Below are 20,062 nucleotides of genomic sequence, written 5' to 3'. Positions count from 1 at the left end.
AGGCTGATCGATCAGGGCCGAGCGAAGCGGTACGCCCGAAACTGTCGAGCCTAGACCTGAAGATCCACACTTTCGCGGCGTTCTGCGCTGGCATCGCGGCGGGCATCCGCCTCTTGGGCGCGCACGTCAGCGGTTTCATCGCGCGCTTCGGCTCGATCAGCCTGCACATCGCGATCACCGGGGCCAGCATCAGCGGGGGCGCTGTTCACCCCATCACGCGGCGCTTCCACAACCGAACGGGCAGCTGAAGACAGATCAATGATCACACCCTCACCACGGTCGGATGAACCGCCCCGGGCATTGGCACCACCAGTGCCGGTATTGTCCCGCGCTTGCGGCGCATTGGTCTGGTTTGCCTGCGCATTCCCGGAAACCAGCCCCGCAAGACCGCTGTCACCAATGATGGCCATTTTGCTCTCCAAAACCTTTAAAACGACTCAGTCTACCTGAATCTGACCCTTATTCTTAACAGAGATGCTTTAACACTCTGTTAACATCCATTTCAATTTAGCTCAAATCAGTGGCAAAGCCCACCGAAAATGATCAGGCGGTGCCCCCCACGGTCAGTTCATCGATCAGCATGGTTGGCTGGCCCACGCCCGCAGGCACCGATTGCCCGGCCTTGCCGCAGGTGCCCACCCCATTATCAAGGGCCAGATCATTGCCGATCATCTTTACCCGCGTCAAAACATCGGGTCCATTGCCGATCAGCGTCGCCCCTTTCACCGGCTCGGCAATCTTGCCGCCCCGGATGCGATAGGCTTCGGTGCAGGAGAAAACGAATTTGCCCGAGGTGATATCCACCTGCCCGCCGCCGAAATTGACCGCATAAAGCCCATCCGCGACACTGGCCAGAATCTCGCCGGGATCGCGATCACCCGCCAGAGCATAGGTATTGGTCATGCGCGGCATGGGTTGGTGCGCATAAGATTCGCGGCGGCCATTGCCGGTGGGGCTCATCCCCATCAGACGAGCATTGGTGCGATCCTGCATATAGCCGGTAAGGATGCCATCTTCGATCAGAACCGTGCGGCTGGTGGGCGTGCCTTCATCATCGATGGTGAGCGATCCGCGCCGGTTGTCGAGCGTTCCATCATCAACCACCGTCACGCCTTTGGAGGCCACCCGCTCGCCCATCAGGCCGGAAAAGGCCGAGGTTTTCTTGCGGTTGAAATCGCCCTCAAGGCCATGGCCGATGGCTTCATGGAGTAAGATGCCCGGCCAGCCCGGCCCCAGAACCACAGGCATGGTGCCCGCTGGCGCATCCACGCTTTCGAGCGCCACTTCGCCCTGACGAAAAGCTTCATCGACATAATATTTCCATGTCGCCTCATTGAAGAAATCATCATAGCCATGGCGTCCGCCGCCGCCATAGCTGGCGCTTTCCAAACGGTCTCCATTGGCCATCACCAGCGAAACATTGAGCCGCACAAGGGGGCGGATATCCCGCGCCCGGATGCCACCGGGGCGGAGGATTTCCACCACCTGCCAGCGCCCGGCGAGGGAGGCCGAGACCTGAACCACCCGGCTGTCAAGGCTTCGGGCATAGGCATCGATGCCAGCCAAAAGCGCCACTTTTTGCGAGAATTCATGGGCATCAAGGGGATTATCGGGGCTATAGAGGTGGCGATTGGTGCCCGGCGGCGGCGGGGCGATGGTTTCGGCATGATGGCCGGAATGGCCGTTTTTCACGGCCCGGATGGTTTCAGCGGCGCGCAGAATCGCGGCTTCCGACAGTTCGGATGCATGGGCATAGCCGGTGGCTTCCCCCATCACACCGCGCAAGCCAAAGCCCTGAGCCGTATCGAATGAGGCGGATTTCAACCGGCCATCATCAAAAGCCAGACCTTCGGATTGGCTGTATTCCAAAAACAGTTCGCCATCATCAAGCCCCATCAGGCTGCGGTCGGTGAGGCGTTCGACAGCGCCTTGATCCATTTGGGCATGTGTGTAGAAAAAATCGGGATGAAGGCTCATAATGATCCTGTTCTTGTGCTCTGGAAAGTACGCTGATATCTGGTTTAAAAATCTGCGAGTCTGGGTGATGAGCTATAATTAAGATGTTTGCGGGCATCTTTAAAGCCCGCAAATGGGTGGAATGGGTGATCTTGATGTTTGCCCTTGGGTAATCTCCTGCTATATGTCCGCGCCATGATCTTCTGGCTGCGGGCGACTGCGTTCAGAGATGGAAGAAGGGGCCGGGCAATTTGTCTCATCTGCAAAGCATGGTTCTTTGCGTATGAAGGGCAGATAAGGCTTGATAAAAACGGTAAAGGGCGGGGCTTTCGGGCCAAGACCTGTAAAATAAACTCCTGATGCGGGATTGAGTGATGAAGAAGCTTTTCGGCATGATCGGTCTGGCCATGATCGGCGCGTTCGCAGCCCTTGCGGGATTTGCCGTCTCGCCAGCCATGGCGCAGGTCGTGCGCAAAGGTGAGGATGGGCTGATGGGCCTGCAACCGGCGGCAACACCGGTGATGGAGCAGCTCACATCTTTTCATGATCTTTTGCTGGTGATCATCACGGTGATCACCCTTTTGGTGGCGGCTTTGCTGGCTTGGGTGATCTTCCGCTATAGTCGGAAAGCAAATCCCACGCCCTCGAAGGTATCGCACAATACAGTCATCGAAGTGGTGTGGACGGCGGTGCCCATCCTTATTCTGGTGCTGATCGCCATTCCCAGCTTCAAGCTCCTTTATGCTCAGGATGTAACGCCGAAAGCCGATCTGGTGATCAAGGCCACAGGGCATCAATGGTATTGGACCTATGAATATCCCGATCATGACAATATGAGCTTTGATGCGCTGATGCTGGCGGAAAGTTTTTACACGGATAAGTCGGCAGAATCGCAGGAAAATCGCCGTATTGCCGAGCAAAGACTGGCGGATTTTCTGGTTCGCGATACACGGCCTGAAACCCATCGCCTGCTTGATACCGATACCCGGATCGTGGTGCCGGTGAACAAAGTGGTTAAAATGCTGGTGACGGCATCGGATGTGCTCCATAGCTGGACCATTCCCTCATTCGGCATCAAAATTGATGCGGTGCCCGGGCGATTGAACGAAACATGGTTTCAGGCAACCGAGATCGGCACCTATTACGGCCAGTGCTCGGAATTGTGCGGCATTCGCCATGCCTATATGCCCATTGTGGTTGAGGTGGTGAGCGAGGAGCAGTTCAAGCTTTGGGTCGAGCGGACCCGCGCCGAATATGCCTCGGCTTCCGATTTCAAGCGTCTGGCCTCGGCCGGTCGCTAAGTTTTATGCAATATTGACGATCGAGGAACGATAACATGGTCAGCACGGCTCACACCCATGATGCATCCGATCACGGCCACCCCACCGGCCTGAAGCGCTATCTGTTTTCCACCAATCACAAAGATATCGGGATCCTTTATCTGTGGTTTGCAGGCTTTGCCGGGTTGGTTGGCTTTTTGATGTCTCTGGCCATTCGGATCGAGCTTCAAGAACCGGGCGTTCAGTTTCTGCCGTTCCTGACGGGCGGTGACATGAATGCCGCTTATCAGCTTTATAATGCCCTGATCACCGGCCATGGTCTGATCATGATTTTCTTCATGGTGATGCCCGCCCTCATCGGCGGCTTTGGGAATTTCTTCATCCCCATCATGATCGGCGCGCCGGATATGGCCTTTCCCCGGATGAACAATATCAGCTTCTGGCTGTTGCCGCCGTCTTTGTTGTTGCTGGTTTTGTCACTTTTCGTCGAAGGCCCTCCCGGTGGATTGGGCGTGGGCGGTGGCTGGACCATTTATCCGCCGCTCAGCGGCACGGCAGGGCATCCCGGACCGGCCGTGGATCTGGCCATCCTGTCGCTCCATGTGGCGGGGATTTCATCCATTCTGGGGGCGATCAATTTCATCACCACGATTTTGAACATGCGCGCACCGGGAATGACCATCCACAAAATGCCGCTTTTTGCCTGGTCGGTTCTTGTCACGGCTTTCCTGCTGTTGCTGGCCTTGCCGGTGCTGGCCGGGGCGCTGACCATGCTGCTCACCGATCGTAATTTCGGCACGGCCTTTTTCGAGCCTGCGGGCGGCGGCGATCCGATCCTGTTCCAGCATCTGTTCTGGTATTTCGGTCATCCCGAAGTGTATATCCTGATCCTGCCGGCCTTCGGCATTATCAGCCATATCGTCTCGACCTTTTCCCAAAAGCCCGTTTTTGGTTATCTGGGCATGGCTTATGCCATGGTCGCCATTGGCTTTATCGGCTTCATCGTCTGGGCGCATCATATGTATACGGTGGGCCTTGATGTGGATACCAAAGCCTATTTTGTGGCGGCGACGATGGTCATCGCGGTGCCCACGGGGGTCAAGATCTTCAGCTGGATCGCCACTATGTGGGGCGGCTCTATCGAGATGAAAACCCCGATGCTGTGGGCTGTTGGCTTCATCTTCCTCTTTACCCTGGGTGGCGTCACCGGGGTGGTGCTGGCCAATGCCGGTGTCGATCAGGTGCTTCATGATACCTATTATGTGGTGGCGCATTTCCACTATGTGCTGTCGCTCGGCGCGGTTTTTGCGATCTTTGCCGCCTTCTATTATTGGATCGGTAAGATGAGCGGGCGCGATTATCCCGAATGGGCAGGCAAGGTGCATTTCTGGCTCACCTTCGTTGGGGTCAATCTGATCTTCTTCCCCCAGCATTTCCTTGGCCTTCAGGGGATGCCCCGGCGTTATGTTGATTATGCCGATGGCTACGCCCTGTGGCATGCGATTTCGAGCTATGGCACCTATCTCACTGGGGCTGGCTTGCTGTGGTTCTTCGGGCTGGTGGCCTATACCCTCATGGCGGGCAGAAAAGCCCAGCAAAATCCCTGGGGCGAAGGGGCAACCACTTTGGAATGGACCCTTGCTTCGCCGCCGCCTTTCCATCAATTCAATGAACTGCCCCGGATCAAATGAGGCGTTCATCCCTAACCGATCAATGAGGCTGATGACATCATGAGCGACTCTGCCAAAACACTGGCCGCGCACATTCCCATGCAAATCCCCTTGGGCGAGGAACCACTTGCCCCCTCATGGGGCGGGGATGTGCGTGATTATGCGCGGCTGATGAAGCCTCGGGTCATGTCGCTTGTGGTGTTTACCGGCCTTGTCGGGCTTTTAATGGCACCGGGATCGCTGCATCCCGTGCTCGGCTTCGTGGCGGTGTTGTGCATTGCCATCGGCGCCGGGGCGGCCGGGGCCCTCAATATGTGGTTTGATGCCGATATTGATCGGGTGATGGCGCGCACGGCCAAGCGGCCTTTGCCATCGGGGCGGCTCACGCCTTCCGATGCCCTGGGCTTTGGCATGGTTCTGGCGGTGGGGTCGGTCACCTTCATGGGGCTGGCGATCAATTGGGTGGCGGCAGGTCTTTTGGCGCTTACCATCGTTTTTTATGTTTTGGTCTATACCATGTGGCTCAAGCGTCGCACGCCGCAGAATATCGTGATTGGCGGGGCGGCGGGGGCCTTTCCGCCGATGATCGGCTATGCCGCTGTCACCGGATCGGTGACCATTGATTCGCTGGTTTTATTTGCCATCATCTTCTTGTGGACTCCGCCGCATTTCTGGGCTTTGGCCTTGTTTGTGAAGATGGATTATTCCCGGGCAGGGGTGCCGATCCTCCCCACCACATCAGGCGAGCCGGAAACCCGGCGGCAAATCCTGCTCTATAGCCTGTTGCTGGCTTTGAGCGGAGTGGCCCCCTTCATTCTGGGCTTTGCAGGCACTGCCTATGGCGTGGTCTCAACCCTTTTAGGCGCGATCTTCATCTATCGGGCATGGCGGCTTTATCGCGGGGATGTCGGGGGTGATAAGCGCCTGTTCACCTTTTCGATTCTTTATCTGTTCCTGATCTTTGCCACTTTGGGCATCGAAAGCATATTGGGCTGGGCAGGCTGATGGACCCTGAATTTGAAAAGCGGCGCAAGCAGCGCAATATCGGTCTGGCGCTTGTTCTGGTGGGAATGGTCATCGTGTTTTTCATTGTGACTTTGGTCAAATTGCAGGAGCTGTCGGCATGACGCAGGCCATGAAAAATCTGCGCGCTGTGGGGCTGGCTCTGCTGGCCTTGGCAGCGTCTGGATCGCTCGCGGTTTTTGCGGTGCCTCTTTACCAGCTTTTTTGTCAGGTCACCGGCTATGGGGGCACCACCCAAAGGGCTGATCAGGCGGGGGTGGAAATCCTCGATCGGGTGATGGAGGTGCGCTTTGATAGTTCTGTGGATAGCGCGCTTCCCTGGGCTTTCAAGCCCGTGCAAACCACCCAAAGCGTGAAGATCGGCGAAACGGCTTTGGCTTTTTATGAAGCCACCAATCTATCGGACAAGGCGATTACCGGTACGGCGGTTTTCAATGTCACGCCCCATAAGGCCGGGCTTTATTTCTCGAAAATCGAGTGTTTTTGCTTTACCGAACAAACCCTGCAGCCCGGTGAAACGGTGAATATGCCGGTGACCTATTTTATCGATCCGGCGATTGCCAAAGAAAACAATCTCGATGGGGTGTCGCAGATTGTCTTATCCTACACCTTCTTTTATCAGGAAACGCCTGAGCCGTCGGCTAATGACATTCATGCCGCTCTTGATAAGGGTGCCGCAGATGCGCCAATAAACGAAACCGTTCGATCTAAAAAGTGACCAACAATAAGGGAGGGGCCTTTGGCCTCCCCGACAGACAAAAGAGAGTATAACCATGGCGGGCGACGTCAAACATGATTATCACCTTGTCGATCCAAGCCCTTGGCCGCTGGTCGGCTCGATTGCGGTTTTGATGCTGGCAATTGGCGGCGTTGGCCTGATGCATGATCGGGCCTATTCTGGCTATCTGTTTGCTTTGGGCCTGATCGGCGTGCTTTACACCATGTATGAATGGTGGAGCGATGTGGTTCGGGAATCCCTGAAAGGCGATCATACGCCGGTGGTGCAGATCGGTTTGCGCTATGGCATGATCCTGTTCATTGCATCGGAAGTGATGTTTTTCGTGGCGTGGTTCTGGGCTTATTTCAATGCCGCCCTTTTTCCAACCGAACAGATGGGCTCGGTATGGCCGCCCGAAGGGATCGTGACCTTTGATCCGTGGCACATTCCTTATGTGAATACACTCATTCTGCTGCTTTCGGGCACCAGTGTCACCTGGGCGCATCATGCTTTGTTGCATGGGGATCGTCAGGGGCTGAAGCAGGGATTATGGGCAACCGTCCTTTTGGGGGCCTTTTTCAGCGTTTTGCAGGTTTATGAATATAGCGTGGCCTCTTTCGGCATGTCATCGGGCATTTATGGCTCTACCTTCTTCATGGCCACCGGCTTTCATGGTTTTCATGTCTTTGTCGGCACGTTGTTCCTGCTTATCTGTCTGATCCGGGCCTATCGGGGGCATTTCACGCCTGAAAAGCATTTTGGCTTTGAGGCTGCGGCCTGGTATTGGCATTTTGTGGATGTGGTTTGGCTGTTTTTGTTCGCCAGCATCTATATCTGGGGCGCAGGATCAATAACCCATTGAAACATGAGCCTTTAAATTCCGATCAGCGATTCGGAGAGGAAACAAACGAGACCGGCAGTTCCTTTCTGCCGGTTTCTCTGTTCAAGGCCGGACTTTTCTCGCGCTGCCCACGCTGCGGAAATGGGGCCCTTTATTCCGGTTTTTTGAACATCAAACCCGCCTGTTCATCCTGCGGGCTGGATTTCAGCGGCATCGATAGCGGCGATGGTCCGGCGGTGTTCATCATCCTGATCGTTGGGTTCATCGTGACCTTTGCCGCCCTTTTTGTGGAAACGCAATTTCAGCCGCCTTATTGGGTGCATGTGGTTTTATGGGGGCCGCTTATTCTGGCTCTGTCGCTGGGGCTTTTGCGGCCCTTTAAGGCCGTGATGGTGGCTTTGCAATATCGCCACAAGGCCGGGGAAGGCACGTCTATGGATGATGATGCCTAGGTCGTTGTCTCATCGCTTTGCCCCCGGTTTATGGCCCAGCCTGCTCACGCTGATCGGCGTTTTGCTCCTCATCGCCCTCGGCCAATGGCAGGTGCAAAGGCTGGCGTGGAAAACCGCGCTGCTGGCCGAGATCGAGGCCCGCACCAGCGCGCCGCCCGTGGCCCTGCCCAAAGATCTGAGTGCGGATGAAGCTTTGCGGGATTGGCGCTATCGCCCGGTGATTGTGCGCGGCACATTCGATCATGCCAACGAGATTTATCTGCATCAGGGGCGCGGCTTTCATATCATCACCCCCCTGATCCGCAGGGATGGCGGGGCGCCGGTTCTGGTGGTGCGCGGCTATGTGCCGGGCGAAAAGCTCTTGCCCGCGCGGCGCCCCGAAGGGTTGGTTTCTGGCCTCATCACCATGGAGGGTCTTGTCAGAATGGCGGGTGAACCCAATCTGTTTACCCCGGAGAATGATCCTGCAGGCAATCGCTGGTATTGGCGTGATCTGGAGGCGATGGCGCGGGCTGCGGGTTTGGCGGAAGTGGCGCCGGTCTATCTCGATAGCCTGCACGATGCCCCCGGGGGGTGGCCGCGTGGGGATACCACCATTTTGGCCCTGCCCAATAATCATCTGGGCTATGCGCTCACATGGTTTAGCTTCGCTTTGGCGCTTTTAGTGATTTATACCCTCTATGGACTGCGCCGCGCCAAAGAGACATCCAAAGAGAAGGCGAAAACCCAAAGCGGATGAGGGTTCGCTCCATTTCGAACCAAATAGCCGATTGCAAGATCAAGGATTTAGACGTGCTTCACAATCAATTTCACCCTGATGGCAGCCAACAGGATCACGGAGCGCCCCGTCTCACCCGCTTGTCCAATGGTTTGCGGGTTGTCACGGATCATATGCCATCGGTGGAATCCGCCTCGATCGGGCTGATGGTGGATAGCGGGGCACGCTGCGAGGCGGCATCTGAAAACGGGATGTCGCATCTTTTGGAACATATGCTGTTCAAGGGGACAGCCCGGCGCAGTGCCCGCGATATTGCCGAGGAAATCGAGACGGTGGGCGGCCATCTCAATGCCTATACCTCGCGCGATCACACGATGTTTTATGCCAAGATTTTGAAAAATGATGTGCCTTTGGCGATGGATATTCTCGCCGATCTTTTTCTCAATGCCCAGATTGATCCCCTTGAGCTTGATCGCGAACGCGATGTGGTGTTGCAGGAAATCGGGCAGGCGGAAGATACGCCCGATGATATCATCCATGATTATCTGCAGGATGTGGCCTATCCCGATCAGCCCCTTGGCCGACCGATTCTGGGCAGCCGCGAACGGGTGCGGGGATTTCAGGCCGATGCGGTCAAGCGTTTTTTGAAAAGCCGTTATCGCAGCGATAATACCATCCTCAGCGTGGCCGGGCATATCGATCATCAGGCGGTGGTGGATTTGGCGGAAAATCTGTTCGCAGCCATCCCCACGGGCAGCCCCACGCCCTTCGAGCCTGCCCGCTATCAGGGCGGGGCCTATCATAAAGACCGTGAAACGGAACAATTGCACATCACTCTGGGCTTTCCTTCGGTTTCATTTGATGATCCCGATTATTATGCAAGCCAGGTTTTCTCGACCCTTTTGGGCGGCGGCATGTCATCGCGCCTGTTTCAAGAGGTGCGAGAGCAGCGCGGCCTAGCTTATACGGTTTACAGCTTCCTCAATTCCCATGTGGATGGCGGATTGTTCGGGATTTATGCCGGCACATCCCCCGAGCAGGCGGGCGAGCTTTTGCAGGTTATGGCCGGAGAAATGCTGGCCATGGCCGATCATGCCCCTGAAGTTGAAATCGCCCGTGCCCGGGCACAGTTGAAGGCCGGGATTTTGATGTCCCTTGAAAGCACATCGGCGCGGATCGAGCATATGGCCCGGCAATATCATCTGTTTGATCGCTTCATCAGCCCCGCAGAAATGGTGGCCAAGATAGAGGCGGTGGATGCCCGCGCTTTGGTTTCGGTATGCGAGCGGCTTTTGTCTGAAGGGGCGCTGAGCATCGCCAGCGTTGGGCGGCGGGGCACTTTGCCCGATCCGGATCGGGTAGAGGCTTTGTTCAAGGCGGGCTAAGAAGCAGCCAGATCACACGCTAAGATCACGAGCTAAGATCACAGCGCCATAAATTCTTGCCGAATAGAGCGCCAAGATAAAGCGGATCGCTCCTGCGGGCCGGGTCAGCTACAGGCGGGGGGCATTAAGACGATATGGACACGCAAAAACTTCTGATCCAAAGGGATCGCGGGTTTAAATATTGCAATATGTCTAGGGTCCGGCTAAACCTCGCTTGTCTTTGATCCGGCTGTCTCTTGGCGGTGTCGGCCCCTGCGTGACCCCTTGTCGCATAGGAGCGGGTGCCGGATAACGATAGATAGACGTGATATTTTTACCAGAAACGGGCCTTCAAATCGGCCCGGAACGGGAAGCGAAGCCTTTCAGTCTCTGGTTTGAAAAGCTTTGTACGGCATGATTGGGGCGAGGAGTGGGACGAAAAGATGAGCAGCAACCCGAGCACGGTTGAACAGAGCGATGAAAACGGCACCACACGCCGTGATTTTCTCTATATCGCGACAACGGCGATGGGGGCGGTGGGCGCGGCTTATGCCGTGTGGCCATTCATCCATCAGATGAACCCGTCAAAGGATACTTTGGCTCTCGCCTCTGCCGAGGTGGATATCAGTGCCATCGCGCCCGGCCAGTCGATCAAGGTGATGTGGCGGGGCAAGCCGGTTTTTGTGCGCAATCGCACCGAAAAAGAAGTGGCGGAAGCGAAAGCCGTTGATATTTCCAATCTCCGCGATCCGCAAACCGACGCAGAGCGAACCAAACCCGGCCATGAACAATGGCTGGTGATGGTGGGCGTGTGCACCCATCTGGGGTGCATTCCGCTGGGCGAGGCCGGTGAATTTGGCGGCTGGTTCTGCCCCTGCCATGGATCACATTATGATACCGCAGGGCGGATTCGCAAAGGCCCGGCACCGCTCAATCTGGAAGTTCCGGATTATCAATTCATCAGCGACGACCGTATCTTGATCGGCTAAGGAGCGTTAAAGAATGTCAACGGGAAGCTTCAAGCCAAAAAATGGTGCGCTGCGCTGGTTCGATGACCGCCTGCCCATTTTGTCTTTGGTTCATGGATCCTTGGGGGCCGGTTATCCGGCACCGCGTAATCTCAATTATTTCTGGAATTTCGGCAGCCTTGCCGGTTTGTGTCTGGTCATTCAGATTGCCACCGGCATCGTTCTGGCCATGCACTATACCCCCACCGTTGCCGGGGCTTTCAATTCCGTCGAGCATATCATGCGCGATGTGAATTATGGCTGGCTTTTGCGCTATATTCACGCCAATGGCGCTTCGATGTTCTTTATCGTGGTGTTCATCCATATTTTTCGCGGCCTTTATTATGGCTCTTATAAAGCCCCGCGCGAGGTTTTATGGATGCTGGGCGTGGTGATCCTGCTGTTGATGATGGCCACCGCTTTCATGGGCTATGTGCTTCCCTGGGGGCAGATGAGCTTTTGGGGCGCCACGGTGATCACCAATCTGTTTTCCGCCATTCCTATGGTGGGCGATCAGATCGTCACCTTCTTATGGGGCGGTTTTTCGGTTGATCAGCCAACCTTGCAGCGCTTTTTCTCGCTCCATTATCTGTTGCCTTTCGTGATTGTGGGGGTGGTGATCTTACATATCTGGGCTTTGCATCTGCCGGGATCGAACAATCCTTTGGGCATTGATGTGAAGGGGCCGCAGGATCAGGTGCCCTTCCATCCCTATTACACCGCAAAAGATGCACTGGGCGTTGGGGTTTTCCTGATCTTTTTCGGCCTGTTCGTTTTTTACATGCCCAATTCCCTTGGCCATCCCGATAATTATATTCCGGCTGATCCCATGGTGACGCCCGCGCATATCGTGCCGGAATGGTATTTCCTGCCCTTTTACGCGATCCTGCGGGCCGTGCCCGATAAGCTGGGCGGCGTGTTACTGATGTTTGCCGCTGTGGGGCTTTTGTTCTTCCTGCCCTGGCTCGATACCTCGAAAATCCGTTCGGCGATTTTCCGCCCGGCCTATAAGATGTTTTTCTGGCTTCTGGTGGTGGATTGTGTGGTGCTGGGCGTGGTCGGTGCCTATCCGCCGGAAGGGGCATGGGTTTTGATCGGGCAGTTGGCAACGGCCTATTATTTCGCGCATTTCCTGCTGATTCTGCCGATCCTTGGGAAAGTTGAAAAAACAAAGCCATTGCCACAGTCGATCGCGCAAGCGGTTCTGGGTGATAAGGCAGGGGCAAAACCAGCCGCCCAGCCGGCTGAATGACAGGGCCAGGAGAAAACGCAATGCGCATCAAGAAAACGTTCATCCTTGGCCTTGTGGCCAGCCTTGGTTTTGCCAATGTCGGATTGGCTCCCTCTGCTCTGGCGGCGGGCGCAGCGGTCAAGCTGAAAGATATTTCCTTCAGCTTTGAAGGGCCTTTCGGCACCTTTGATCGGGCTGCAGCCCAGCGCGGTTTTCAGGTGTATCGGGAAATCTGTGCATCCTGTCATAGCGCCCAATATTTTGCCTTTCGCAATCTTGAGGGCATTGGCTATTCCGAGGAGATGGCCAAAGCCATTGCCGCAGAATATCAGATCACCGATGGCCCCGATGATTTTGGCGATATGTTCGAGCGTCCGGGCAAGCTTTCGGATCGGATGCCCGCGCCTTTCCCCAATCAGAATGCCGCCCGTGCGGCCAATGGTGGGGCCTATCCCCCGGATTTATCGGTGATCGTGAAGGCCCGGCCTGATGGCGCGGCTTATCTCTATTCCCTGCTCACCGGCTATGAAGAGCCACCGGTGGATATCGAATTGGGCCCGGGGCAATATTACAATGCCTATATGCCCGGCTATAAGATTGCCATGCCCCAGCCCCTTTATGACGACATGGTCGGCTATGCAGATGGTACTGAAGCCACCATCGAACAGATGTCGAAGGATGTGACGGTTTTTCTGGCCTGGCTTGCCGAGCCTTCGATGGAAGAACGCAAATCCATCGGCTTTTCTTTCATGATCTTCATGTCGATTTTCGTGGTGCTGCTTTATCTCACCAATCGCCGGATCTGGCGGCCTGTCAAAAAAGGCGCCATGCCTTGGGTTGGCAAGGATGGGAAAGCCTGATCCGCGCTTGATTTTGGCCTTTCCGCCCCACTGCCCGAAAAACCAAACGCCCGCACCTGTCATCAGGCTGCGGGCGTTTTCTTTGGCCTTCGATGTCTCGCGTAGAGCGCCGCGCCGTTTATTGGCTCGGCAGGCCCTGTTCCATCAGGCGGGCAAGGCGCTGGGCAAAGGCTGTGGGGTCGGTGGGGCCTTCGCCTTCTAAAATGCGGGCCTGATCCAGCAGAAGTTCGGCGCTGTCTGCCAAGCGGTCATATCCTTCTTTGCTGGCGCATTGGGCGGCCATGGCTTTGATCAGGCTGTGATCGGGGTTGATCTCAAGGATTTTGCCCATGGCCATCTGATCAAGCTGTTGATGCTGGCGCAAAATGCGTTCCAGATGCAGATCAAGGCCATTGTCTTCGGCCACGAGGCAGGCAGCGGTTTGTGTCAACCGATCCGAACTCCGCACATCCGATATCTGATCCCCCAAAAGGGATTTGAGCGCGGTGATGAGACTGTCTATCGCGGCATCATGGCGATCGCTGGCATCCTTATCTTTTGCCTCCGCATTCGCCGAGGGGTCTTTTGGCCCCAGATCCTTCAGATCAGAACCCCCACGGGTGATCGATTTGAGGGGCTTGTCTTCATAAGCATTGACCGCCGAGAGCCAGAATTCATCCACCGGATCACAGAGCAACAAAACCTCGACATCCCGGGCACGAAAGCCTTCAAGCTGTGGGGAGCGCCGGACGGCGGCCAGATCATTGCCGGTCACATAATAGATGGCTTTTTGATTCTCCTTCATTCGCCCCAGATAATCGGCCAGCGAGATCAAACCGTCCGCATGGGTGGAGCGGAAACGCGCCAGCTTCAAAAGGGCCGGACGGCGGTCGGCATCTTCATAAAGCCCTTCTTTCAAAACCGCGCCAAAGGCATCCCAGATTTTGCCATAGCGATCGCTGTCTTTATCTGCAGTTTTTTGAAGCTCGGCCAAAGCCTTGTTGGTCAGGGCCTTGCGGATGCGGCGCACCACCGGATTTTGCTGAAGCATTTCCCGGCTGATATTAAGGCTGAGATCCTCGCTATCCACCACCCCTTTGAAAAAGCGCAGATAGCCGGGCAGCAGGTCTTCATTGTCATCGCTGATGAACACCCGCTTCACATAAAGCTTCACCCGGGGTTTGCGCGCCGGATCAAACAGATCCATCGGCCGATTCTGGGGGATGAACAGCAAGGCGGTATAGGAAATCACCCCTTCTGCCCTGGTATGAAGAACCAGCGCCGGTTCATCATAGGCATGGGCCACATGCTGGTAAAAGGCGGTGTAAAGCTCCGGGGTAATTTCTGATTTCGGGCGCACCCAAAGGGCTGAGCCATCATTCACCGGCTTTGGCGCTTCATCCGCAGTCTGCTCGGATTTGGGATCGCCATCGTCCAGATAGATCGGCACCGAGATATGATCGGAATAGCGCTGCAGGATGGCGCGCAGGCGGGATGGCTCCAGATACTCTTTGGCATCGGCTTTCAGATGCACATCAATGCTGGTGCCATGCTGATCGCGGTTGGCTGGCCGCATCACATAGCTGCCCTCGCCATCGCTTTCCCATTCCCAGGCATCCGCACTGCCGGCTTTGCGGCTGATCACCCGCACGCTATCAGCCACCATGAAGCTGGAATAAAAGCCCACGCCAAATTGCCCGATCAGGGACAGATCAGGCTTTTGATCGCCGCTTGCCTGCTCCAGAAAAGCGGCAGTGCCCGAGCGGGCAATGGTGCCCAGATGATTGATCAGATCATCATGATCCATTCCGATCCCATTATCGGAAATCCGCAGGATCGCTGCTTTTTTATCGATGCTGATTTGGATGGAAAAATCGCCTTCGCCCGCCTGCAACTCGGGCTTGGTCAGCGCTTCATAGCGCAGCTTGTCGCAGGCATCGCAGGCATTTGAGACAAGTTCGCGTAAAAAGATATCGCGATCAGAATAAACGGAATGCACCATCAGCTTCAGCAGGCGGGAGACTTCCGCTTCAAAACCGCGCCGTTCCTCATGGTTTTCAGGGTTTTTGGCGGCGGGCTGATGGTCTGGGTCTATCTGGGCTTGCCGTGTCATCCTCTATCCTCTTTTATCACCGGATGCTGAGGGGCACCCGGTTTGATTATGCTGATCTGATCAGGCTTCATTATGATGATGATGTGGATTTGGGGCGGCGGCGCGCGGGGTCAAGCCCCATCATCCTTTTTCCCGCCATCTTTTGTGACCAGATCATCGCGCGATTTGATCAGGGAAAAGGATGTAGCGGCGGGCAGGCGATAGGCCCAGCGGGCCCGATCAAGGCTGATAGCCTGCTGATCAAGGGCCGCATCCATGGTGAGAATGGCCCACATATCCCCCGTTTCATCCGCCGCCTCATAAAGCGTCATATCCATGCTGTCGCCCTCGAATGTCACCAGCCCGATTGAAGCTTTTGGGGATTGTTCTGTGAAATCAGATGCCGGGCGCACATCTTCGGCGCGCAATTCTCTAAAGGCTGCGGCCACCAGATTGCCGGGCATGGTGGGCTTTGGCTGTTCATCCGGGGCAAGATCGGTCAGCCCGAGCGGATCGCCGGGATCATCGCGTTTGATCAGGATGCGTTCGCCATCCCGATGGACAATCTCGATGCGGGTAATGCGGGTTTGATCAAGCTGGAAAATAACCGGATCCAGCCAAGTTGATGCTTCCGGGCGGATTTCCGGCAGGCCCTTTACCAGATAGCTGCGGGGGCCATCAAGGGGGCGCACAAAGCTGTCGAACTGGCGATTATTTGCCTCTCGGTTGCCGATATCAAGGCTTGCCATTGTCTCTCCATCCTGATCCATCAGGCTCAGGCGCGTGGCCTGCTCAGGATCAAGCCCGATGCGATCATAAAGGGCCGGATCGCTGGTTTTGGCAAGCTTGATGCGGGCATCCGCCAGGCTGCGCAAAAGCCTGCCGATCAGGGCCTGATCTGCCGGATGGCCCTGTTTTTCCTCGATCAGCCACAGGCCATCGCGGCGGATAAGCTGCACGCTATTACCGGGATTGCGGATGGTGATGCTCTCTACATCGAGCAGCTTTGGGGAAAGATCGGGAAACAGGCGTTCATCGTGCATGGACGAGATGGGCTTGTTTTCGCCCAGGATCAGCCAGATTGCGGCCAAAACGGCAAAAAGGGTGAGAAAGCCCAGAATGGATGTTTGTTTTTCAGTCATGAGATGCTCTTTCGCGCACGCAGCCGACGCCGCCAGAAACCCAGCCCCAGCGCCAGAAGTATCAGCAGAGCCGGCACGAGAATGATGTTGATCAGGGCCAGGGTCCGCCCCAGCATGGTGATGTCTTCGATCAGATTGCGCTGCACTTCGCGCAGGTCTTGGCGAATATCGAGGGTCCGCTGGCGGAAGCGCTGGATTTCGGCATCCTGCTCGGCGGAGAAACGCACTTCTCCATCCATGGTGGCGGATTGCAGATCGGCCAGCCGTGCTTCGGTTTGGGCGAGTTCGGCTTGCAGATTTTCTTCTTTTTCACGATAGCGGGCTTCCGCCTGACGGCGAATGGCTTCAACCCGGCTGAAGGGGCGCTGGGTCACGCCCCGGCTGCGCAGGCCGATCAGCGCTTCAGAACCGCTGAGCTGTTCCATCGCATTGATTAAAAAATTGGCATTATCGGCAATGGGCACGGGGATGCGCTCGCCAAAAAATTCCTGTATCTGCACCCAGAAGCGATCATCGAAAAAATCGCTGTCTGCGCCCACGATCAGGCTGATTTCCCCTTGTGATCGGGCGAGATGGGTTTGTGCGCCGGGTTCCTGTGTCCCCTCATCATCGTAGTCTTCTTCGTCATTTGCCGGCGGGCCATCGGGAAAGGCACTATCGAGCACCCCGCTGATCCGGGCAATCAGCACATGGCTTTGATTATCTGGAGTGATCATTCGCATCACCTGATCGGGATCGGGCATCCCCCGGGCCACAGAACCGGGCAACAGGGCCGAGACCGGGCTGGAGGAAACGAGGGGCTCAAGAGTCAAACCCGATCCCTCGATAAGGCTGATGGCGCCGCTGCTGGCGAGATTGATCTGCTCGAGATTAGCGCTCACCGGATCATCGCCCGCTATCATTTCGGCGCGCACCGCCAGCCAAAGCGGATAATCCCGCACCGCCCGGGGGCCGCCACTGCCCATATTCACCCGCTGGGCCAGATCCACATCGCCAACCACCTGATCATCGGTGATCCTAAAGCCCCAGGCTTTCGTAAGCTTTGCCAATGACGAGCTTTCCGGCGCGCCGCCCCCGCTCATGCCCATCATCAGATCAAAGCCCGAAGCACTTTCGGCATAAGGATCGGTGAACAGGGCCACATGGCCGCCCGCCATCACATATTGATCAATGGCATAAAGCTGGCGATCATCAAGCGCGGGCGGATGAACGATCAAAAGGGCATCGGTTTCATCGGGAATGGCGGTAAAATCAGGCCCAAGATTTTTGAGATCGAAAAGCTGATCGAGCTGTTCATAGATCATCCAGCCGGGTTGTGCGGGCCTGCCCGGCCCTGCATAATCGGTGGGGATCATCGGCAGGCTGGTGATCAGGCCGATCATCGGTTTTTCCGGATTGGCGATGGTGGCGATCAGCCGGGTGAGATCATATTCCAGAAAATCAGCCCGATCCTGGCTGAAATAGGAAATGAGGGCGGATTGATCGGTCAGATCCCGGGCCACCAGCCCCATGAAGATCTGCTCCCCCGATGCGGTGGGGATGCCCTGCAGGCCTGCGGCCACGGCGCGATCCTCGGCCTCGGAAAAGGGTTCAGGCTCGATGATCTCCAAAGTGAGCATCCCATCCGACAGCGCCACATATTCGCGCAAAAGATCGCGGATGCGCTGGCCATAGGAAAAGATCTGCGGATAATCCCGGGCCACCCTTTGGGAGAAGAAAAAGCTGATCTCAAGGGGGCGATCCAGATCATCGAGCACGGTTCTGGTGCCATCGGCAATGGAATAAAGCCGATCTTCGGTGAGATCGATCCGGGCCGAGCCCAGACCCTGATTGATAATGATATTCACCGCAATGAATAAAATCAGCCCCAAAGCCCCGGCCAGCAGGGATGAAACCATGGTTTTCGACATATCAGCCATCTTCCCTTTTGGCATCGATGATCACATGGGCCAAAAACAGCCATAAAGCCATCAGGCTGAAGAAATAGAGCAGATCGCCCACATCCAGAACCCCCTTCGACAAGGTGGAAAAATGGGTGAGAAAGGAAAAGCTGGCGATCAGGGTGATGAACCAGTCAGGCGCCCAGCCATCCAGAAAATTGAGGATGATGGGCAATCCGCTCATGGTGAAAATGAAGCAAAATGCGATGGCCAGCACAAAGGCGATCACCTGATTGCGGGTGAGTGCCGACATGGCCACCCCAATGGATAAATAGCCCCCGGCCATCAGCATGGCCCCGATATAGCTGGCAGCAATCACCCCATTATCAGGATCGCCCAGATAATTCACCGTGATCCAGATGGGAAAAGTGAGCAAAAGGGCAATGCTGGTAAAGGCCCAGGCGGCCAGAAATTTTCCTAAAAGTGCATCCATCACCCCCAAAGGCAAGGTGAGCAGCAATTCGATGGTCCCTGATTTGCGTTCCTCGGCCCATAGGCGCATGGAAATGGCCGGGATCAAAAACAAAAACAGCCAGGGTTGATAGGTAAAGAAGGGGGATAGATCAGCCTGCCCGCGTTCATAAAATCCCCCCACATAAAAGGTGAAGATCCCCGAAAGCATCAGATAGATCACGATAAACACATAAGCGACGGGGGTGGCGAAATAGCTGGAAAATTCCCGGCGGAAAATGCTTCTCATGGCGGATGTCATGCGGCGTCCTCCGTGTCCTTGCGGCGCTTTTCTTCCAGATCATTGGGGGCGAGATCATTATGCGTGAGCGCCCGAAATACATCATCGAGCCGTCCGGCTTCCAGCGAAATCTGGCGGATCATGATACCGCGATCCCCAAGACGCTGGCGGGCGGCATCCAGAATATCGCCTCCCTTTTCGGGAAAAAGGGTGAGACGGCTCAGGCCATGTCCATCGAGCTGTTCGATGTCCGAAAGCCCGGGCAGGTCGGCCAAAGCCGCGCGGCTTTGTGCGGCATCCTTCTCGTCGATCTCGATCATCAGGGCATGATGATAGCGGGAGCGGGATTTGAGCTCTGATGGGGTGCCATCGGCCACGATCCGCCCGCGATCAATGATCACCGCCCGGGTGCACAGGGCTTCCACTTCTTCCAGAACATGGGTGGAGATCAAAATCGCCTTATGCGGGGCCATCTGTTCGATCAACCGCCGGACCTCATATTTCTGATTGGGATCAAGGCCATCGGTGGGCTCGTCAAGGATCAGCACATCGGGATCATGTACGATGGCCTGAGCGAGGCCCACCCGGCGGCGATAGCCTTTCGACAGGGTATCGATGGGCTGGCCCAGAACCGAGAAAAGATTAACGGCCCGCGCGGCCTTTTGGCAGGCCCGATCCGCCGCATCCCCCGCCATCCCCCGCGCCCGGGCGATGAAATGGAGAAAAGCATCCACCGTCATATCGTCATAAAGGGGGGCCCCTTCGGGCAGATAACCAAGATGGCGGCGGGCGGCAACGGGATTTTTTTTGATATCGATGCCGCAGATTTCGACATCGCCCGCTGTTGCCGGTAAAAAGCCGGTGAGCATTTTCATGCTCGTGGTTTTGCCCGCACCATTGGGGCCCAGAAAGCCCAGAACCTCGCCTTTTCCAACATCAAGGGAGAGACCATCCACAGCCAGAAAAGGGCCAAATGCGCGGCTTAAACCGCGGGCTTTGATCAAACTGTTCTCGTGCATATGAAATCCTGGTGAAAAATTGGGTAAACGGAACAGGGCTGAACGCCCCGCCGCCTCTCTTATTTAGGACATCAAGACG

Annotated in this window: 19 protein-coding genes; 12 read left to right on the top strand and 7 right to left on the bottom strand. The window is 56.1% G+C overall.

Features of this window, described 5'->3' with window-relative positions:
* Positions 1 to 50: 50 nt before the first annotated feature.
* Both QK300_RS08740 and tldD read right to left on the bottom strand, forming a co-directional pair.
* Positions 51 to 410: a hypothetical protein gene (locus QK300_RS08740; RefSeq protein ID WP_281301308.1), complete on the bottom strand. Its 360-nt coding sequence runs from the start codon at positions 408 to 410 to the stop codon at positions 51 to 53.
* Positions 411 to 543: 133 nt separating this feature from the next.
* A complete protein-coding gene (gene tldD / locus QK300_RS08735) occupies positions 544 to 1,977 on the bottom strand; it encodes a metalloprotease TldD (RefSeq protein ID WP_281301307.1) in 1,434 nt (477 codons plus the stop codon).
* A gap of 353 nt (positions 1,978 to 2,330) precedes the next feature.
* Between tldD and coxB the strand changes: the two genes are divergently transcribed.
* From coxB to QK300_RS08675, 12 genes are all read left to right on the top strand, one after another.
* The gene (gene coxB / locus QK300_RS08730; protein WP_281301306.1) at positions 2,331 to 3,257 is read left to right on the top strand and encodes a cytochrome c oxidase subunit II; all 927 of its coding nucleotides are present in this window, start codon (positions 2,331 to 2,333) and stop codon (positions 3,255 to 3,257) included.
* 35 nt (positions 3,258 to 3,292) lie between these two features.
* On the top strand, positions 3,293 to 4,927 hold the full coding sequence (gene ctaD / locus QK300_RS08725; protein WP_281301305.1) for a cytochrome c oxidase subunit I: 1,635 nt from the start codon (positions 3,293 to 3,295) through the stop codon (positions 4,925 to 4,927).
* A gap of 78 nt (positions 4,928 to 5,005) precedes the next feature.
* On the top strand, positions 5,006 to 5,911 hold the full coding sequence (locus tag QK300_RS08720; RefSeq protein ID WP_348651862.1) for a heme o synthase: 906 nt from the start codon (positions 5,006 to 5,008) through the stop codon (positions 5,909 to 5,911).
* Positions 5,911 to 6,033 carry a hypothetical protein gene (locus QK300_RS08715; protein ID WP_281301303.1) on the top strand — a complete coding sequence of 41 codons (123 nt, stop codon included), beginning with the start codon at positions 5,911 to 5,913 and terminating at the stop codon, positions 6,031 to 6,033. Before QK300_RS08720 ends, QK300_RS08715 begins: the two co-directional genes overlap by 1 nt.
* Positions 6,030 to 6,647 (top strand): cytochrome c oxidase assembly protein, encoded by a 618-nt coding sequence (locus QK300_RS08710; RefSeq protein WP_281301302.1) that lies wholly within the window; start codon positions 6,030 to 6,032, stop codon positions 6,645 to 6,647. The genes QK300_RS08715 and QK300_RS08710 overlap by 4 nt, the downstream gene beginning before the upstream one ends.
* 55 nt (positions 6,648 to 6,702) lie before the next feature.
* Positions 6,703 to 7,509: a cytochrome c oxidase subunit 3 gene (locus tag QK300_RS08705; RefSeq protein WP_281301301.1), complete on the top strand. Its 807-nt coding sequence runs from the start codon at positions 6,703 to 6,705 to the stop codon at positions 7,507 to 7,509.
* A gap of 65 nt (positions 7,510 to 7,574) precedes the next feature.
* A complete protein-coding gene (locus QK300_RS08700; RefSeq protein WP_348651861.1) occupies positions 7,575 to 7,940 on the top strand; it encodes a DUF983 domain-containing protein in 366 nt (121 codons plus the stop codon).
* Positions 7,927 to 8,679 (top strand): SURF1 family protein, encoded by a 753-nt coding sequence (locus QK300_RS08695; protein WP_281301299.1) that lies wholly within the window; start codon positions 7,927 to 7,929, stop codon positions 8,677 to 8,679. The genes QK300_RS08700 and QK300_RS08695 overlap by 14 nt, the downstream gene beginning before the upstream one ends.
* Before the next feature lie 53 nt (positions 8,680 to 8,732).
* Complete coding sequence (locus QK300_RS08690) at positions 8,733 to 10,043, top strand: pitrilysin family protein (RefSeq protein ID WP_281301298.1); 1,311 nt, start codon at positions 8,733 to 8,735, stop codon at positions 10,041 to 10,043.
* Between the two features lie 422 nt (positions 10,044 to 10,465).
* Positions 10,466 to 11,011 carry a ubiquinol-cytochrome c reductase iron-sulfur subunit gene (gene petA / locus QK300_RS08685; RefSeq protein WP_042086782.1) on the top strand — a complete coding sequence of 182 codons (546 nt, stop codon included), beginning with the start codon at positions 10,466 to 10,468 and terminating at the stop codon, positions 11,009 to 11,011.
* Between the two features lie 13 nt (positions 11,012 to 11,024).
* Positions 11,025 to 12,281, top strand: coding sequence for a cytochrome b/b6 (locus QK300_RS08680; RefSeq protein WP_281301297.1), 1,257 nt, complete (start codon positions 11,025 to 11,027; stop codon positions 12,279 to 12,281).
* A 20-nt stretch (positions 12,282 to 12,301) separates the two neighbouring features.
* Positions 12,302 to 13,120: a cytochrome c1 gene (locus QK300_RS08675; protein WP_281301296.1), complete on the top strand. Its 819-nt coding sequence runs from the start codon at positions 12,302 to 12,304 to the stop codon at positions 13,118 to 13,120.
* A 118-nt stretch (positions 13,121 to 13,238) separates the two neighbouring features.
* Here QK300_RS08675 and htpG read toward each other — a convergent pair whose 3' ends face one another.
* The 5 genes from htpG to QK300_RS08650 form a co-directional block, all read right to left on the bottom strand.
* Positions 13,239 to 15,212: a molecular chaperone HtpG gene (gene htpG, locus QK300_RS08670; protein WP_281301295.1), complete on the bottom strand. Its 1,974-nt coding sequence runs from the start codon at positions 15,210 to 15,212 to the stop codon at positions 13,239 to 13,241.
* 110 nt (positions 15,213 to 15,322) lie between these two features.
* Positions 15,323 to 16,333 (bottom strand): DUF4340 domain-containing protein, encoded by a 1,011-nt coding sequence (locus tag QK300_RS08665; RefSeq protein ID WP_281301294.1) that lies wholly within the window; start codon positions 16,331 to 16,333, stop codon positions 15,323 to 15,325.
* Complete coding sequence (locus QK300_RS08660; protein WP_281301293.1) at positions 16,330 to 18,252, bottom strand: Gldg family protein; 1,923 nt, start codon at positions 18,250 to 18,252, stop codon at positions 16,330 to 16,332. Before QK300_RS08660 ends, QK300_RS08665 begins: the two co-directional genes overlap by 4 nt.
* Positions 18,245 to 18,985, bottom strand: a complete 741-nt coding sequence (locus QK300_RS08655; protein ID WP_042086774.1) for an ABC transporter permease subunit — start codon at positions 18,983 to 18,985, stop codon at positions 18,245 to 18,247. Before QK300_RS08655 ends, QK300_RS08660 begins: the two co-directional genes overlap by 8 nt.
* Complete coding sequence (locus QK300_RS08650) at positions 18,982 to 19,983, bottom strand: ABC transporter ATP-binding protein (protein ID WP_281301292.1); 1,002 nt, start codon at positions 19,981 to 19,983, stop codon at positions 18,982 to 18,984. The genes QK300_RS08655 and QK300_RS08650 overlap by 4 nt, the downstream gene beginning before the upstream one ends.
* Positions 19,984 to 20,062: the final 79 nt, after the last annotated feature.

Origin of the sequence: Iodidimonas sp. MBR-22, from assembly GCF_029946565.1 — a bacterium.
GTDB classification, from domain to species: domain Bacteria; phylum Pseudomonadota; class Alphaproteobacteria; order Sphingomonadales; family Rhodothalassiaceae; genus Iodidimonas; species Iodidimonas nitroreducens.
This window is presented reverse-complemented; position numbering and strand designations above follow the sequence as displayed.

What these genes read in the sequence shown, in the direction of transcription:
- QK300_RS08740 (WP_281301308.1), bottom strand. Translation starts at nt 410, where the DNA reads ATGGCCATCATTGGTGACAGCGGTCTTGCGGGGCTGGTTTCCGGGAAT.
- tldD (WP_281301307.1), bottom strand. Translation starts at nt 1,977, where the DNA reads ATGAGCCTTCATCCCGATTTTTTCTACACACATGCCCAAATGGATCAA.
- coxB (WP_281301306.1), top strand. Translation starts at nt 2,331, where the DNA reads ATGAAGAAGCTTTTCGGCATGATCGGTCTGGCCATGATCGGCGCGTTC.
- ctaD (WP_281301305.1), top strand. Translation starts at nt 3,293, where the DNA reads ATGGTCAGCACGGCTCACACCCATGATGCATCCGATCACGGCCACCCC.
- QK300_RS08720 (WP_348651862.1), top strand. Translation starts at nt 5,006, where the DNA reads ATGCAAATCCCCTTGGGCGAGGAACCACTTGCCCCCTCATGGGGCGGG.
- QK300_RS08715 (WP_281301303.1), top strand. Translation starts at nt 5,911, where the DNA reads ATGGACCCTGAATTTGAAAAGCGGCGCAAGCAGCGCAATATCGGTCTG.
- QK300_RS08710 (WP_281301302.1), top strand. Translation starts at nt 6,030, where the DNA reads ATGACGCAGGCCATGAAAAATCTGCGCGCTGTGGGGCTGGCTCTGCTG.
- QK300_RS08705 (WP_281301301.1), top strand. Translation starts at nt 6,703, where the DNA reads ATGGCGGGCGACGTCAAACATGATTATCACCTTGTCGATCCAAGCCCT.
- QK300_RS08695 (WP_281301299.1), top strand. Translation starts at nt 7,927, where the DNA reads ATGATGATGCCTAGGTCGTTGTCTCATCGCTTTGCCCCCGGTTTATGG.
- petA (WP_042086782.1), top strand. Translation starts at nt 10,466, where the DNA reads ATGAGCAGCAACCCGAGCACGGTTGAACAGAGCGATGAAAACGGCACC.
- QK300_RS08680 (WP_281301297.1), top strand. Translation starts at nt 11,025, where the DNA reads ATGTCAACGGGAAGCTTCAAGCCAAAAAATGGTGCGCTGCGCTGGTTC.
- QK300_RS08675 (WP_281301296.1), top strand. Translation starts at nt 12,302, where the DNA reads ATGCGCATCAAGAAAACGTTCATCCTTGGCCTTGTGGCCAGCCTTGGT.
- htpG (WP_281301295.1), bottom strand. Translation starts at nt 15,212, where the DNA reads ATGACACGGCAAGCCCAGATAGACCCAGACCATCAGCCCGCCGCCAAA.
- QK300_RS08665 (WP_281301294.1), bottom strand. Translation starts at nt 16,333, where the DNA reads ATGACTGAAAAACAAACATCCATTCTGGGCTTTCTCACCCTTTTTGCC.
- QK300_RS08660 (WP_281301293.1), bottom strand. Translation starts at nt 18,252, where the DNA reads ATGGCTGATATGTCGAAAACCATGGTTTCATCCCTGCTGGCCGGGGCT.
- QK300_RS08655 (WP_042086774.1), bottom strand. Translation starts at nt 18,985, where the DNA reads ATGACATCCGCCATGAGAAGCATTTTCCGCCGGGAATTTTCCAGCTAT.
- QK300_RS08650 (WP_281301292.1), bottom strand. Translation starts at nt 19,983, where the DNA reads ATGCACGAGAACAGTTTGATCAAAGCCCGCGGTTTAAGCCGCGCATTT.